Annotated in this window: 12 protein-coding genes; 6 read left to right on the plus strand and 6 right to left on the minus strand. The window is 72.5% G+C overall.

Annotated elements, in window-relative coordinates:
• Nucleotides 1–59 precede the first annotated feature (59 nt).
• The 4 genes from ACQEV2_RS38335 to ACQEV2_RS38350 form a co-directional block, all read right to left on the minus strand.
• Nucleotides 60–962 (minus strand): YceI family protein, encoded by a 903-nt coding sequence (locus ACQEV2_RS38335; protein WP_433052546.1) that lies wholly within the window; start codon nt 960–962, stop codon nt 60–62.
• A gap of 52 nt (nt 963–1,014) precedes the next feature.
• Complete coding sequence (locus ACQEV2_RS38340; RefSeq protein ID WP_433052549.1) at nt 1,015–2,097, minus strand: maleylacetate reductase; 1,083 nt, start codon at nt 2,095–2,097, stop codon at nt 1,015–1,017.
• Nucleotides 2,094–2,951 carry an intradiol ring-cleavage dioxygenase gene (locus tag ACQEV2_RS38345; RefSeq protein WP_433052552.1) on the minus strand — a complete coding sequence of 286 codons (858 nt, stop codon included), beginning with the start codon at nt 2,949–2,951 and terminating at the stop codon, nt 2,094–2,096. Before ACQEV2_RS38345 ends, ACQEV2_RS38340 begins: the two co-directional genes overlap by 4 nt.
• A 65-nt stretch (nt 2,952–3,016) precedes the next feature.
• Complete coding sequence (locus ACQEV2_RS38350) at nt 3,017–4,756, minus strand: FAD-dependent oxidoreductase (RefSeq protein WP_433052555.1); 1,740 nt, start codon at nt 4,754–4,756, stop codon at nt 3,017–3,019.
• A gap of 199 nt (nt 4,757–4,955) precedes the next feature.
• Here ACQEV2_RS38350 and ACQEV2_RS38355 point away from each other — a divergent pair, with 199 nt between their 5' ends.
• Nucleotides 4,956–6,671: a helix-turn-helix domain-containing protein gene (locus ACQEV2_RS38355; protein ID WP_433052558.1), complete on the plus strand. Its 1,716-nt coding sequence runs from the start codon at nt 4,956–4,958 to the stop codon at nt 6,669–6,671.
• Between the two features lie 86 nt (nt 6,672–6,757).
• On the opposite strand, the gene ACQEV2_RS38360 is transcribed toward ACQEV2_RS38355, so the two are convergent.
• Nucleotides 6,758–7,342, minus strand: a complete 585-nt coding sequence (locus ACQEV2_RS38360; protein WP_433052561.1) for an AMIN-like domain-containing (lipo)protein — start codon at nt 7,340–7,342, stop codon at nt 6,758–6,760.
• 225 nt (nt 7,343–7,567) lie between these two features.
• On the opposite strand from ACQEV2_RS38360, the gene ACQEV2_RS38365 reads away from it, so the two are divergent.
• The 5 genes from ACQEV2_RS38365 to ACQEV2_RS38385 all read left to right on the plus strand — a co-directional run bounded on the left by ACQEV2_RS38365 (nt 7,568) and on the right by ACQEV2_RS38385 (nt 13,590).
• A complete protein-coding gene (locus ACQEV2_RS38365) occupies nt 7,568–8,740 on the plus strand; it encodes an FAD-dependent oxidoreductase (protein ID WP_433052564.1) in 1,173 nt (390 codons plus the stop codon).
• A 120-nt stretch (nt 8,741–8,860) separates the two neighbouring features.
• Nucleotides 8,861–10,963, plus strand: a complete 2,103-nt coding sequence (locus ACQEV2_RS38370; RefSeq protein ID WP_433055100.1) for a molybdopterin cofactor-binding domain-containing protein — start codon at nt 8,861–8,863, stop codon at nt 10,961–10,963.
• Nucleotides 10,964–11,005: 42 nt separating this feature from the next.
• Complete coding sequence (locus tag ACQEV2_RS38375; RefSeq protein WP_433052567.1) at nt 11,006–11,461, plus strand: (2Fe-2S)-binding protein; 456 nt, start codon at nt 11,006–11,008, stop codon at nt 11,459–11,461.
• A gap of 37 nt (nt 11,462–11,498) precedes the next feature.
• The gene (locus ACQEV2_RS38380) at nt 11,499–12,365 is read left to right on the plus strand and encodes a fructosamine kinase family protein (RefSeq protein ID WP_433052570.1); all 867 of its coding nucleotides are present in this window, start codon (nt 11,499–11,501) and stop codon (nt 12,363–12,365) included.
• 73 nt (nt 12,366–12,438) lie between these two features.
• Nucleotides 12,439–13,590 (plus strand): low temperature requirement protein A, encoded by a 1,152-nt coding sequence (locus ACQEV2_RS38385; protein WP_433052573.1) that lies wholly within the window; start codon nt 12,439–12,441, stop codon nt 13,588–13,590.
• Between the two features lie 36 nt (nt 13,591–13,626).
• On the opposite strand, the gene ACQEV2_RS38390 is transcribed toward ACQEV2_RS38385, so the two are convergent.
• The gene (locus ACQEV2_RS38390; protein ID WP_433052576.1) at nt 13,627–14,490 is read right to left on the minus strand and encodes a hypothetical protein; all 864 of its coding nucleotides are present in this window, start codon (nt 14,488–14,490) and stop codon (nt 13,627–13,629) included.
• Nucleotides 14,491–14,539: the final 49 nt, after the last annotated feature.

Below are 14,539 nucleotides of genomic sequence, written 5' to 3' on the forward strand. Positions count from 1 at the left end.
GCAACCAGAGGTTGAGCAAAACGTAACCAGGGCGTGAGGTACCTCTCGGCCACCCTGGCCTAATCGGGAGGCGTCGGGGTGTCGTGCGTGCGGTACATCGCCTGTACGTCCAGTTCCAGCTGGACCGTCGGACCGACCACCGCGATACCACGGGCGAGCATGCTGCGCCAGTTCAGGGTGTAGTCCTCCCGGTGCAGCTCCGCCCTGGCCAGCGCCGCGCACCGCAGCTCCTCGCCGTAGCCGCCGTTGACCGACCCCAGGTACGTCGTGTCCAGCTCGACCGAGCGGCTGATCCCATGCATGGTGAGGGTGCCGTGCAGCGTCCACTTGGCGCCGCCCCGGTAGGCGAACCGCGTGCTGGTGAAGTCGATGTACGGATAGCGCTCGACGTCCAGGAAGTCGGCCGAACGCAGGTGGTTGTCCCGGGTGTGGTTGCCCGTCGTGATGCTCGCGGCCTCGATGCGCACCGACACACGGGAGTCGGCCATGTCGGGGGCCACCTGTATCCCGCCCGTGAACCGCTCGAAGCGGCCGTGGACGTGGGCCATGCCGACGTGCTTGGCGATGAACCGGATCGCCGTGTGCGGCGGGTCGAAGAGCCAGGTGCCGGGAACCGGGAGATCCAGCCGGCGTCCCGACACCAGCTGGACCCGCATGGTGGGAGGCGTCGTGCCACCGATGACGTCCAGGGTCTCCTGGTGCGGTGTGAGGCCCTCGGCCGTGATCCGCAGACCGTAGCGGCCCGGCGGAAGCGCGGCGAAGAACAGCCCGTACGGATCCGTGGTGCCCCGCACCACGACCTCGTGGGAGTCCATCGCCGTCACCGTCACGTCGGCGCCTCGCATGGGCAGCCCCACCGGATCCACGACCTCACGCCCCACGCCACCGGCGCCGGAGGGTACGGGAAACCCGGCACTGGGCGCCCCTCGGGAGCGTCGACTCCTGAGCAGTCCGAGGGGCATGACCATCACCTTTCTTCGGGGGGAGGGGAGTGCGAGTGAGGAACGAGGGGGTCTACCGGGCGGCAGCCGTCGGCGGTGCGCCGTCGTAGGCCGCCCGGAGCAGGGCGAGCACGCCGTCGGCCGTGACCGGGCGCGGGTTGGCGTACGCCGCGCCCGCGGTCTGGGCAGCCGCTGTCGCCAAGTCGACCTCGGTGAGGCCGAGTTCGGCGAGCGAGCGGGGAGCGCCGAGGCGTCCGGCCAGGTCCCACAGGGCCGTCGGCGCGTCGTCCGCGTCCAGGGCGCGGGCCACGGCGGCGGCCGCGTCCGGTGCGGCGGGCGCGTTGTGGGCCAGGGCGTACGGCAGGACCACCGTGTGCGTCTCGGCGTGCGGCAGGCCGAAGGTGCCGCCCAGGACATGGCAGAGCTTGTGGTGCAGGCCCATGGTGGTGGCGCCCAGGCAGGACCCGCACAGCCAGGCGCCGTACAGCGCACGGCCACGCGCCTGGAGCGACGCCGGTTCGGCGGCCGCGTCGGGCAGCGCCCGCGCCATCGCCCGTACGCCCTCCTCCGCCATCAGCGCCACCAGAGGCGAGGTGTCGGGGGCGTACAGCGCCTCCACGGCGTGCGCGATCGCGTTGACGCCGCTGGTCACGGAGAGCGGCACGGGCAGGGAGAGGGTGAGCTCGGGGTCGTAGACCACGCTGCGCGGCAGCACCTTCGGATCGCGGCCGGTGCGCTTGGCGCCGTGCTCGGTCAGGCCCCAGACCGGGGTCATCTCCGAGCCGGAGTAGGTGGACGGCACCGCGATCAGCGGCACTCCGGTGCGCAGGGCGATCGCCTTGCCCAGCCCGATGGACGAGCCCCCGCCGACCGCCACGCACCCGTCGGCACCCGCGGCCCGCGCCACCTCGACGGCCCGGTCGGCGACCTCGACGGGCACATGCATCCGGGCCCCGTCGTGCAGACCCGCACAGGCCGGGCCCAGCGCCTCAGCGACCGCCCGGGCGGTGTCCGCCCCGCGCGCACCGCACACCACCAACAGCCGCCGCAGGCCGAGGCGTTCGGCCTCATCGGGCGTCGCCGACACCGCGGCACCGGGCCGGAACACGACCCGCACCGGCCGGGTCTCGTACGAGAAGTCGAGGAGGTCCTTCACGCCTGCTCCAGTACGAGGTCGAAGCGCGCGTACCGGAAGGGGTTCCCGACGCCGAACTCCTGCGCCAGGGACGGATCGTCGGTCTGCGCGAAGTCCTGCACCAGGCTCGGCTTGACGGCGAACACCGCGTCGGAGTCCAGGTAGGCGCTGCCCGCCACGAAGATGTGCGTCGTCACCGGCGTGTGGCCGGCGGCCGAGGCGATGAAGTGGATGTGGGCCGGGCGGTAAGGGTGCCGTCCGGTGGCCCGGAGCAGGTCGCCGACCGGCCCGTCCGTCGGGATCGGGTACGGGCTCGGCACACACGTACGGAACCAGAAGCGGCCCTCGGCGTCCGCCGTGAACAGGCCCCGGCCGTTGCCCGGCGGCTGCACGTCCGGGCGCTGCACGTCGTAGAAGCCGTGCGCGTCGGCCTGCCACACGTCGATCACCGCGCCGGGCAGCGGGCCGCCGTCCCGGGACAGCACCCGGCCGCTGACCACGCACGGCTCGCCATCACCGACCAGGTCGATGCTCGCGCCGAGCTCACGCACCGGGGACTCGGTCATGTGGAAGGGGCCCAGCACCGTCGACTCGGTGGCGCCCGGGCCCTGCCGCTCGTTGAGGGTCTCGACGAGCATCGACAGCCCGAGCACGTCCGACAGCAGGATGAACTCCTGCCGGGTGTCCGTGCACGCCTGCCCGGTCGCCGTCAGGAACCCGATCGCCCGCTCCCACTCCGCTTGGGTCAGCCGTGTCTCGCGCGCGAAGGCGTGCAGATGCCGGATCAGGCCGGTCAGCAGCTCCCGCAGGCGTGGATCGGCGGTCCCGCCCAGACTGGCGACGGCCTCGTCGGTGACTGTCGGCTCGCCGGTCATGTCGGCTCCTTCCCCGGCTTCCTGTCCTTCCCGGCTTCCTGGGCGCACATCGCAACCGTGCCCTCTCAACCGTGCCCGAGAATCCGCCGCAGCGCGTCCGTGAGCAACCGTTCGGCGTCCTCGGCCGCGCCGGCGTGCCGGAACGCCACATACCCGTCGGGGCGTACGAGGAGGGCGCCCGCGTCGGAGATCTCCCTGAGGTTCGCCCAGTCGCCGTACGGGTCCTCGTACTCCTGCCCCGGCCCGATCACCACCGTGGCGATGTCGAGGGGCTGGGCCGCGGCGGCCCGCACCCAGGCGTCGCCGCCGATGCCGGTGAGCAGCGTGAAGCGGCCCTTGCCGACGGTGTCGAGGGTGGACAGGGTCCGGGTCCCGGAGGTGATCCAGGCGTGCGGGAGCTTGGCGCCGGGGCGGGAGGTGGGCTGGTGGTGGAGCTCGGGGTCGCGGGTGAAGCCGGGGTCGGGCGTGCCGTCCGGGACGACAGCGTCGGACGTGTAGCGCTGGTTGAGGTCGACGCCGTGCGCGTTGAACTCGTACACCTTGAACGCGATCGCCTCGCGCAGCGCGGCCCGCTGCTTCTCGGCCGCCTCGGTGGCGTCCTTGCGGGCGGCGATGTTGGCCCACAGCTGCTCGGGCGTCTGCGGCGAGAGCCCGTCGAGCGCCTCGAAGATCGGGGCCGTCTCGGCGATGGACTTGTTGGCGCGGGTGACGATCTGCTTGCCGACCGGAGCCCGCTCGGCGTCGTAGGTGTCGAGGAGCTTCGGCGAGGCGACGCCGTCGAGGACGAGCTTCAGTTTCCAGGCCAGGTTGTAGGAGTCCTGGATGGAGGTGTTGGAGCCGAGTCCGTTGGACGGCGGATGGCGGTGCACGGCGTCCCCGGCGCAGAAGACGCGGCCGTTCGCGTAGGTCTCCGCGTACATCTCGTTGACCGTCCACGCCGACGACGACTTGATCGTCACCGGTATCTCGTCGTCGCCGACCAGCTGCCGTACGACGGACAGGGCGTACTCCTCGGTGAGGTCGGGGGCGCCCGCGGTCACGTCGTAGCCCCACACGATCAGCCACTCGTTCCAGGGGCGGACACAGCGCACCAGGCCCGCGCCGATGCCGCCGACCGTGGCGCCGGGCGCGAGCACCCAGTAGAGGGTGGAGGGCCGGTGCGCGGTGTACTTCGACAGATCCGCGTCGAAGACGATGTTGATGCTGCCCGCGACGCCCATCTGCCCGCCCATCGGCAGGTCGGCGTCCTCGGCGACCTTGGAGCGGCCGCCGTCGGCACCGATGAGGTACTTGGCGCGGATGGTGTACTCGTCGCCGCGCAGCCGGTCCTCGACGGTGACCGTGACGCCGCCCCCGTCCTGGACGAAGGAGTTGTAGACCGTGCTGAACCGGAAGTCGGTGCCGCGCGCGATCGCCGCGTTCACCAGCACCGGTTCCATCAGGTGCTGCGGCATGTCGCACATGCGGGTCGGGCTGGCCAGGTCGTGCGCCGCCTGCACGAGCGGATCGTTGCCCCAGGAGCGCACCCGGCCCAGCTCCTCGCCGGCCAGGCTGGTGCAGAACGTCGTGTTGCCCATCAGATGCTGGGGCGTAGCCCGGTCGATCACGTCCTCCTCGACGCCCAGATCGCGCAGCACCTCCATGGTCCGCTGGTTGGTGATGTGCGCGCGGGGCGTGTCGGCGAGGCTCGCGTACCGGGTCACGACGAGGTTGCGCACGCCGTAGGTGCTCAGCGCGAGCGCGGCCGAGGCGCCCGCCGGGCCGCTGCCCACGATCAGTACGTCGGTCTCGACATCGGTGTGCACGACAGAACGCTCCAGGGGATGAGTCAGGAGAGGAGCCAGGAGGCGAGAACGGACTCCAGGCCTTTCAAGATCATGGAGCGGTGCGGTCGGCCGTGGGTGTCTCATTACGAGACAGTCCACCGCCCAAGAGACAGTCCACCGTCCACGTCACAGTCCACCGTCGCCCGGGGGGCGCCGCCCAGATACGGTGAGGGACGCTATGACCACCGCGGAACATCCCCCTGCCCTCGCCCCTCTCCGCCAGGCCCGCCAGCGATTCCTGAAGGGGCGTCCGCTCCCCGACGGCGTGCCGGACGACGTAGTCGCCGCCTGGCGGCGCGCTCGCTTCTTCGGCGTACGGCCCGATCTCGAAGGCCCGGCACGGGAGTCGGCGGACCGCCCTGTCGACTCGCCCCTGCTTCAGGCGGCGCGTCCGGTACTCGCCCGCCTCGCCCCGGCCCTCGACAGCGGACGGTCGGCACTGGTCCTCACCGACGAGCGGCTGAGGGTGCTGTGGTCGGCCGGCAGCGCGCCCGGCGACGACGCCTGCCGTGACCTGTCCGAGCGGGAGGTCGGCCACAACAGCGCCGCGCTCGCCCTGCGCACCAGGCGCCGGGCGGAGGTGCACGGCCCCGAGCACTTCCTCGACGTGTGGCAGGACGTGTCCGCGGTCAGCGTGCCGCTGCTCTCCCCGGACACGGGGCAGCCCCTCGGTACGGTGACGGTCGCCTCCGCCCTGTGCGCCGGCTGCCGACCGCACCCCGGCGCGGCCCTCGCCGAGGCGGCCGCCATGGCGGTGGAGGCGGAACTGCGGGCACGCGCGCGTGCCGCGGAACGCGTCCTTCTCGACGCCTACGAGCGGGCGGCGCGGGGTCGCGAGCGGGCGGTCGTCGCGCTGGACGGCCGTAACCGCCTGGTCAGCGAGGCGGCGGTGCGTCTGGCCTCGCCGCAGGTGCTGGAGGCGTTGGAGCGGGGTGCGCGGGCGTGGGCGAGGGGGACCGGAGAGTCGTACGCCATCTCTCTCCCCGACGGCGCCGGGTGCACGGTCGAGGTCACTCCGGTACGGCACGAAGGCCGCGCCCTCGGCCTGGTCGCCGTACTCGCCCCACATCCTGGGGAGCCGGCGCCGCCGCGTCCGGCGAGCTCGCTGGTGGGGAGCTCGGTGCCGTGGCGGCACGCGCTCGCACGAGCAGCGGGGCTGGTCCGTACGGCAGGCCCCCTCCTGGTCGTGGGCGAACGGGGCACGGGCAAGACCACGCTCGCTCTCGAACTCCTCGACGGTACGGCCGCCTTGGTCGTGGACGCCGCCGAGTCAGCCTCAGTCGACCTCAAGGACGACACGTGGGTCGGCGATCGCCCGCTGCTGCTGCGCCACGCCGAACGGCTGGCCCAGCCGGACATCGCCGCCCTCAACTCCCTCCTGGAGGAGCGCCCGGACGTCCACCTGGTGGCCACCTACACCCCCGGAACCTCGCCGGGCCCCTGCCTCCAGCGCTTCCTCGACACCCTCGCGGCCCGCTCGGTGACCGTGCCGGCCCTGCGGGAACGCCCGGAAGACATCCGGGAGTTGCTTCCCGCTCTCGCGCCCAGGCCTGCCGCCGGCTGCCCGCCGCTGACCTGGACGCTGGACGCGCTGCGGGCGCTGGAACAGCATCCCTGGCCCGGGAACGTCACCGAACTGGCCCACCTCGTGCGGGCGCTCGCGAGCGGGCGCCGGGCCTGCGGACCGGTGCGGCGGAACGAACTGCCGGACCCCGTTCGCGAAGGTCCGGCGGGGCGGAGCCTCAGCCCGATGGAGCTCGCCGAACGGTCGGCGATCCTGGAGGCGTTGCGCCGCCACGGCGGCAACAAGGCACGCGCCGCGGCGGCGTTGGGGATCGCCAGGGCAACCCTCTACCGCAAGTTGCGGGAGTACCAGGGCTCCGGGACGCCCTGAGCGCCCCGAAGCCCTGAGAACCTTGAATCCTGAGGACCTTGAGCTCTGACGACCTTGGGCTCTGAGAACCTCGAGCCCTGAGGGCCTCAGCGTGCCCCGGTCCAGTTGTGTGCGACGTCGACCACGACCCGGTCGGTCGCCACCCACACCCGGAACGGCAGCTTTGCCCGGACGCCGAGCCCGATCTGCGTGTCCCCTTCGAAGCTGCCGGCGAACCGTGCGTCCCGGAAGGTGCGGTAACCCGTGAGGTCCACGCCGGTCAGGCGCTGACCCGCCCGGGCCGGGTAGGTGGGCTTCCCGGTGTCGGGGTCGTAGGCGGGCGCGGCCACCCGTACCTCGAGAACGGCTCCGCCGCCGACGGGGATGTAGTGACCCGAACCGTCCTGGTAGAGGCGGCTGACATACCTGACGGAGTAGCCGAGGCCGCGGGTGCCCGCCCCGGGGACGTCGACGACCATGCGGTCGAAGCAGGCGTGCCGGCCGGTCCTGATGTTCGTCACCGACTCCGTCGTGGCGGCGGAGCGGGTCTTGGCCAGACTGCCCCAGCCGGTGGGGCAGGCGGTGGTCTGGGTGGTGGTGGCCGTGGTGGCGTCGGCCGGGACCGCCGCCACACCCAGCGTGGCGGCCATGAGCGCGACTGTCGACGCCCATGCGATTCTGTTTCGTCCCATTTCATCCCCCGGAAGGGTGGTGTGTCTGATATTAGGTGAGACATTCGGGTTGACGGAATGGTTGCACTCATTCCGCATCGGTGTTTGCTCCGTTCTGTTTCGGCCATCCGGACCGGTACGGCGGCTGTGCGGCCCGCTCGGGAACCCGGATCGGACCTGGGACGTTCCACGAAGGACAGCGGCGACTCGTCTCGCGGGGGCCGTGCGCGTACCCAGGGGGGCGATGTGACGCGGTTGCGAGTGCTTGTCGTAGGGGGCGGGATCGCCGGTGCGGCAGCGGCTCTTGCCCTGCACAAGGCCGGGTTCGACGTCGCCGTGTACGAGGCGCACCCCGACTCCGCCGAGGACATCGGCGCGTTCCTCACCCTCGCGAGCAACGGCATGCGCGCCCTCGCGGAGCTCGACGCCTCGCCCACGGTCACCGCGATCGGCTTCCCCCTCACCTCGATGCGCGTCGTCGACGACACGGGCGCCGAGGTGGCCCACGTGCCGCTCGGCGAGGCCGGCACCCCGCATCTGCAGTACCGGTGCCTGCGGCGCGGTGACCTCAACGCCGCCTTGCAGGCCGAAGTCACGCGCCGGGGCGTCGGCATCCGGCACGGTGCGCGCCTCGTGGGCATCGAGGAAGGCCCGGACGGCGTCACCGCCCACTTCGCCGACGGCAGCACGGCCACCGGCGACCTGCTCATCGGGGCCGACGGCCTGACCTCCACCGTCCGCCGGCTCATCGCCCCCGACGCGCGCCCGGGTTACGCCGGACAGTACGTCTTCTACGGCTGCACCGGCGCCGCCCCCGAGTCCGCCGAGGGGGAGACCATCACCATGGTGCGCGGTAGCACCGTCGCCTTCGGGTACGCGGTGTCGCCCACGGGGGAGACGTACTGGTTCGCGCGTGTCTCCGACACGCCCCTGGCCGCCGACGACATCGCTCACGGCACCCCCACCCGATGGCGCGACCTGCTGCTGCCGCTGCTGCGCAAGGACACCACCCCGGCCGCGGACCTCGTCGCGGCCACCCCCGACCACCTCATGGTCACCAACGCCACCGAACTCCCCACCGGGACGCCCTGGCGCTCCGGCCGCGCCCTGGTCATCGGCGACGCGGCCCACGCGGCGTCCCCCGCCACCGGGCAGGGAGCGTCGATGGCGCTGGAGGACGCCGTGGTCCTCGCCAAGTCCCTGCGGGACGCGCCGGACACCGACGAAGCGCTCTCCCTGTACGAGACCCTCCGCCGCCCCCGCGTGGAACACAACATCACCGTCAGCGGCGGCATATCCCGCGGCACCCACACCCCGTCAGGCCCCGGCCCGCGGGCCGGGGGAGGGAACCGGCCGGGCGACGACGAGCTCATACGCCACCTGGAGTGGGGCACCGACCTCCGGCGACTCATGCCGTAGATCGATGGAGTGACCAACCGGCGCAACCCCGGCGTGCACCCGCCCCTCATACAGGTCGAACCATCCCGGGTTCTCGGAGAGGAGCGTCTGGTGGCCCGTCAGTTGTCCCGTCGACAGTTCGTGGTCTATTCGCTCGCGGCGACCACCCTGACCGTCGCGGCACCGCTCGGCTGCGACGGCTCGACCGCGGAAGGCGCCGAGGCAGCCGCGGACGGTGCCCGCCGGTCGTCCGACGTCGTGGCCACCGGCACCGACGAGGAGATGCTGGTCCTGGAGGTCACCCCGGCCAACAGGGTCGTCGTACGGCTGCCGCGCGTCGAGGTCGGCCAGGGCGTCACCACGGCCGTCGCCATGATGATCGCCGAGGAGTTGGACGCCCGGCTCGCCGACGTCGACATCCCGCTCGCGGACGCCCGCACCAAGGGCAGCCAGTTCACCGGCGGCTCGAACTCGGTCAGTTCGCTGTACGGCCCGGCCCGGCATCTGGCCGCCACCGCCCGCGCCAAACTCATCACCGCCGCCGCACGGCGCTGGCACGTCCCCGCGCGGACCCTGCGCACCCGGGGCACCCGGGTCTTCGCACCGGACGGGCGCACGGCCACCTTCGGATCGCTGAGCAGGAGTGCCGCCCGGATCACGCGGTCGGCGGTGTCGACCGCACCCAAGCCCGCCTCCAAGCACCGGGTGATCGGACGGCCGACGACCCGCATCGACGCCCGCGACATCATCACCGGCAAGGCCGAGTACACCGGAGACCTCGCGGTGGCCGGAGCGAAGCCGACGGTGGTGGCCCGGCCGCCGACCATCGGCGGGAAGGTCGTCTCGGTCGACTCCCAGGCCGCACGCGCCATGCCCGGCGTGCACGCGGTCGTCCGGATCGACGGAGGTGTCGCCGTGGTCGCGGAGACCTTCCACCACGCCTTCCAGGCCCGGGACGCGCTCCGGATCAAGTGGGCACCGGGCCCGCTGGCGAACCTCTCCGACAAAGAGATCCGCTCCCGGCTGCGCGCCGCGGTCCCCAAGCTGACCGACCCGCCGCGCGGATCGGCGCAGACCGAGGCCGAGTTCGAATTCGCCTTCGTCAGTCATGCGCCGATGGAGGTGCTGACCGCGGTCGCGGACGTACGCGACCGGCGTGCCGAGATCTGGTTCTCCTCCCAGACACCGCAGTCGGCACGCGAGGACATCGCCTCCACGATCGGCCTGCCGGCGTCCAAGGTCCGGGTCCATGTCCTGCGCGGTGGCGGCTCGTTCGGGCGCCGCCTGAACTACGACGCCGCGATCGAGGCCGCACAGATCTCCAAGAAGGCGGGCCGGCCGGTGAAGCTGATGTGGAGCCGGACCGACGACATCCGGCACGGCAGAATGCGCCCGGCCTCCCACCACCGGATCCGGGCCAGCCATGACCGGGGCAGGGTGGTGGCCTTCGCCCATGCGACGGCCTCGGTCAACGAGTCCCTCGGCAAGCAGGGCCTGTCCCCTCAGGGCGGCGTGCGCACCGCAGCCCTACGCGCCCCCGCGGCTGCCCCGCTCCCCAGCGACAGCGGCCTCTACAACTTCGGGCGCCTGTCCGGGGACTCGGGCTCGGTCGACCTGGCGATGCCGCTCGGCGCCTGGCGATCGGTGGACTCCGGCACGATGCGCACCGCCGAGGAGATCGTCGTCGACGAGGTCGCCCGCAGCCTCGGCAAGGACCCGGTCGCCTTCCGCCGTACGACCCTGCGGAGCAAGGCCGTCAAGGCCGTACTGGACAAGGTCGCGACCGCCGGAAAGTGGGGCCGGACCATGCCGCAGGGCCAAGCCCAGGGGGTCGCCGTCCACGAGGAGTACGGCTCCTGCGTGGCCTGCCTGGTCGAGATCGACGCCACCGATCCGAAGAACCCCCGGGTGACCAAGGTGGTGATGGCGGCCGACGTCGGAACAGCCGTCAACCCGCGCGGACTCGAGGCCCAGCTCATGGGCACCGCCGTCGACGGGATCTCCACCGTGCTGCGGGCCGGCCTGCACATCGACCGGGGCGCCGTCCGCGAGAGCAGCTTCGCCGACTTCCACTACGCGCGCCAGCGGCACGCCCCACAGCACTTCGAGGCGCACATCATGCCCTCCAGGCGCGATCCCGGCGGAGCCGGCGAACTCGGCGTCCCGGCCGCGGCCGGCGCCGTCGCCAACGCCTACGCCCGCGCGACCGGCACGAAGCCGCGCCGTTTCCCGATCGACTTCTGACCCCCGATCAAGCCCCTCTGATCGCCGCCCGAGAAGGTACCGATGCCCTCCTACTCCTTCACCCTCAACGGGAAACGCGTCACCGTCGAGGCGCCCGCCGACATGCCCCTGCTGTGGGTGCTGCGCGACCTGCTGAACGTCACCGGCCCCAAGTACGGCTGCGGCGTCGGCGCCTGCCGCGCCTGCACCAGCCATCTCGACGGCGACGAGATCCAGCCCTGCGTCGTACCGGTCGCCGACTGCGCGGGCCGTGAGATCACCACCATCGAGGGCCTGGCCGATGGCGACAAGCTGCACCCCGTGCAGCAGGCCTGGCTCGACTGCGACGTCGCCCAGTGCGGCTTCTGCCAGCCGGGCCAGATCATGGCCACGGCCGCGCTCCTGAAGAAGACACCCCGGCCCACGGACGCCGACATCGACCGGATCGAGAACGTCTGCCGCTGCGGCACCTACACCCGGATCCGCGAGGCGATCAAGAAGGCCGCCGCCGGCAGCTGACTTCAGCACCGCCGGAGGCGGCCGTACCCTGAGGGCCGTGCAGAACTCCTTCGAGGGCCCGGGCGCCACGGCGGCGCGGTTCACCGGGCTTGCGGTGACCGGCGAGCGTCGGCTCTCCGGGACGCTCTCCGAAGTCACCCTCGACGGCGGCCAGGTGGTGATGGTCAAGCGCGCCGACGGGGACGGTGCCGCCCGGGCCGAGGCGGCCGGGCTGCGCTGGCTGGCCGACGCCGGCACGGTCCGCATTCCCGCCGTGCACGGCCACGACGCGCAGTGGCTGGTCACCGACCGGGTGGCGACCGGCCGGCCGAGTGCCGGGGCGGCGCAGCGGCTGGGCCGCGAACTGGCCGCCCTGCACGCCGCCGGCGCACCCGCGTTCGGCGCCCCACCGCCCGGCGGCCCCGAGGACGCCTACATCGGCCTCGCCCCCATGCGCAACGCCACCGGCCCCGACTGGCCCCGCTGGTACGCCGAGCACCGGGTGCTGCCGTATCTGCGCCGCGCCGTCGACGACGGCACGCTCCGCAGCTCGGAGGCGCCCGTCCTCGAGCAGGTCTGCGAGCGGCTCCCCGAACTGGCGGGCCCCGCCGAGCCGCCCGCCCGGCTGCACGGCGACCTCTGGAACGGCAATGTCCTGTGGGGCGCCGACGGACACGCCCGGCTGATCGACCCGGCGGCGCACGGCGGCCACCGCGAGACCGACCTGGCCATGCTCCACCTCTTCGGCTGCCCCCACCTGGACCGGATCCTGGACGGTTATCAGGAGGCCGCGCCCCTCGCCGACGGCTGGAGCGACCGGATCGGCCTCCACCAGCTGTTCCCCCTCTTGGTGCACGCCGTTCTGTTCGGCCGCGGCTACGCTGAACAGGCCCTCGCGGCAGCCAGGGCGGCCTTGACGGGGTGACCCGCCCCGAGGCCGACCGTCCCGCGTCGCGAGGAGGCTCCCCGCCCGTTCCGACGAGGAGAAGCGACCAGCCATGACAAGGAACGGACGCAGCGGGGCCGCCCCCACGCGCCGGCGGCTGTGGCTCTCGGAGAGCAGCCGCGGCCGGGTCACACCGGCAGAGCTCTTCTTCGACCTGGTGTTCGTCTTCGTCGTCACCCAGGTCACGCACGCGGTCGAGACGCACCCCGGCTGGGAGGGCCTCCTCAAGGCGCTGTTCCCGCTGGTCGTCGTGTGGTGGATGTTCAGCGGGTTCGGCTGGCTGACCAACGCCGTACGCCCCGACGCCGTGCCGGTGCGGCTGCTGCTGACGCTCGCCATGATGTGCTTCTTCATCATGGGCCTCGACGTGCCCTACGCCTTCGAACCCGACGGCTGGGCCTTCCCGCTCGCCTACCTGGCCGTGGTCGCCATCCACGGCCTGGTCTACCTCACGGCGGACGCTCCGTCGGCGCGCCAGGCCATCGTCCGCAACATGCCGTTCAACGCCGCGGCCGGCGTCCTCGTCCTCGTCGCCCCGCACCTGCCGGATGTCTGGGGCTGGGTGTGCTGGGCGGCCGCCGTGCCCCTCCTCTACCTCTCGCCCTTCCTCGGCCGCATCCGCGGCTTCGTCATCGAACCCCACCACTTCGTGGAGCGCCACGCGCTGCTCCTCATCGTCGCGCTGGGCGAATCGGTGGTGGCCATCGGGATCGGTGCCGAGAGCTCGGAGAGCCACGCGGTGGACGCCTCCCTGGCGTTCGGGGTGGTGCTGGGCATCGCCGTGGCGACGGGACTGTGGTGGGTGTACTTCGACGGCGACGAGGCACGGGCCGAGGCGGAGTTCGAGAAGGCGACCGAACAGCGGCGTCAGATGCTCGCCTACTACGCGTTCACCGGCGCCCACCTCGTGATGATCATCGGCGTCGTCCTGGTCGCCGCGGGCATCACCGACGCCATCCACCACCTCGGCGGCCACACCGACCGGTGGTGGCTGGGCTGCGGCACCGCCGTCTTCCTGCTCGGGCACGCGCTGTACCGGGGACTGCTCAACAGCGGGCGGCTCGCGGACCGCCTGGTGGGAGCGGTGTGCGCGGTGCCGTTGGGGGTCGCGGCGTCGTTCGCCGGCTGGTTCGCCATGATCGCGGTCGTGGCGGTCCTGACGACCGTGGCGGCCATCGACCACCGCCGGGCACTGCGCAGTTGACGGCGCGCCGGTCGGCTTCAACCGGGCGAGGGCCCGTCAGGACTCCCCGTTCGGCACGGGGCGCCCGGTGAACGCGTCCAGAAGGACCCGCTTGCCGAGCGGGCGGTCCAGTTCCACCGTCACTTCCTCGGCCCGCAGGTCGGATGTGCAAAGACCGTCGTTCGAGCCGCGAACGTAGCCGGACAGAACCACGCTGCCGTCCGTCTCCAGCACGTCCACGCCGGGACCGTCGTCGCAGGAGCCGTGATAGGCCTGCACGGTGACGGACCGGCCGTCCTCGGCCACGTCGACCAGCCGGCCGAGGTCCCACAGATCGTCGGTGGGGGTGTCCCGAGCCGGCCCGATGGGGGGCTTGGGGGGTTTCGAAGGGCTGAGGGCGACGCGCTTGAGCGGGGTGTCGTATCCCTTGAGGGTGAACAGCCAGGCCGGGACCGTGGCCGGGCCGCGACTGGTGGCCAGCGCCGTCTCGCCCAGCTTCACCCCGGTCACGGTGAGATGCGGTCCGGGGCCGCCGTTGCCCCCCAGCCCGTCGAACGCCTCCCGCGCCCCCATGAGCGGCATGGTCAGCGATCCACCGTCCCGCCAGGTCACCTTGCCGTCCTTCTGAGGCGTGTCGGGGAGGTCGCCACGCAGCACGTAGCTGTCGGTCATGTACGCCTCCTTGTCGGCCTCGTTGTGGAAGGCACCCTCGGGAAGCTGGACCGTGTCCGCCATCGGGTAGTAGCCCTCGCGCCATGTCTCGGCGGCCGGTGAGCCGTCCCAGGCCTCGGCGACCTCGCGGGCTCGAGTCCGGGTCTCCGGTGCCGAGTCGGAGCCGCCGAGGGCCTCGGCACCGCATCCGGCGACGAGCAGGCCGAGCGCGGTCAGCAACGGGACGGTGCGTGCGGTGGGCGTGGCCATGAATCCCCCTGATCGGACGGCGACGGACGCGGCAGGGACGGTGCCGTGG

Origin of the sequence: Streptomyces sp. CA-251387 (assembly GCF_050936625.1) — a bacterium.
GTDB lineage: Bacteria > Actinomycetota > Actinomycetes > Streptomycetales > Streptomycetaceae > Streptomyces.

Coding starts and splice junctions, on each gene's coding strand:
- ACQEV2_RS38335 (WP_433052546.1), bottom strand. CDS start 962: ATGCCCCTCGGACTGCTCAGGAGTCGACGCTCCCGAGGGGCGCCCAGT.
- ACQEV2_RS38345 (WP_433052552.1), bottom strand. CDS start 2,951: ATGACCGGCGAGCCGACAGTCACCGACGAGGCCGTCGCCAGTCTGGGC.
- ACQEV2_RS38355 (WP_433052558.1), top strand. CDS start 4,956: ATGACCACCGCGGAACATCCCCCTGCCCTCGCCCCTCTCCGCCAGGCC.
- ACQEV2_RS38360 (WP_433052561.1), bottom strand. CDS start 7,342: ATGGGACGAAACAGAATCGCATGGGCGTCGACAGTCGCGCTCATGGCC.
- ACQEV2_RS38375 (WP_433052567.1), top strand. CDS start 11,006: ATGCCCTCCTACTCCTTCACCCTCAACGGGAAACGCGTCACCGTCGAG.
- ACQEV2_RS38385 (WP_433052573.1), top strand. CDS start 12,439: ATGACAAGGAACGGACGCAGCGGGGCCGCCCCCACGCGCCGGCGGCTG.
- ACQEV2_RS38390 (WP_433052576.1), bottom strand. CDS start 14,490: ATGGCCACGCCCACCGCACGCACCGTCCCGTTGCTGACCGCGCTCGGC.